We start from the raw sequence: 411 nt of genomic DNA on the forward strand, positions 1-411 counted from the left end.
TCTCGGCGAAGGTCATCAGCGCGCGGCGCTCCAGATAGCGTTGCTGAGGGATGCCCTTTCACTGGATCGCGGCGACACCGGCCAGCCGATGTCCTTCTGGATTTCGGGCGGCAGGCTGTTCAGCAGGCGCCGCGCCTTGCTGCGGTCATGGGCTTGTCTGATGGCGGTGCCATAGCGGCTCAGGCTTTCGAGCATTGACATCGTTGTCTCCCCTGGAGCGTTGCGGCGGCTGAAAGATATTTCCTGCCTGCCGTTCGATGCCGGTTGAATGCGCCTGCCATGTATCTGGCGAATTTCACGAAAACAGCGTTTTGGTTTCCGGATCAGACGATCCGGAAACATTTGCATGCAAATGAGTTTCGAAAGGTGTTGGCGGGGGCGGGCCGCTTATTCCCGTCCACGCCTCCGCCC

General features: G+C 60.1%; 1 protein-coding gene. It reads right to left on the bottom strand.

What is annotated here, in order from left to right:
* Positions 1 to 15 precede the first annotated feature (15 nt).
* Positions 16 to 201, bottom strand: coding sequence for a hypothetical protein (locus tag ENZ75_RS34100; protein ID WP_027160508.1), 186 nt, complete (start codon positions 199 to 201; stop codon positions 16 to 18).
* Between the last annotated feature and the right edge of the window lie 210 nt (positions 202 to 411).

This window comes from Mesorhizobium sp. M7A.F.Ca.CA.002.04.1.1 (assembly GCF_004022805.1).
GTDB classification, from domain to species: Bacteria; Pseudomonadota; Alphaproteobacteria; order Rhizobiales; family Rhizobiaceae; genus Mesorhizobium; species Mesorhizobium ciceri.

Bases quoted from the DNA above. Each gene is read 5' to 3' on its own strand.
- ENZ75_RS34100 (WP_027160508.1), bottom strand. From the start codon at position 201: ATGTCAATGCTCGAAAGCCTGAGCCGCTATGGCACCGCCATCAGACAA.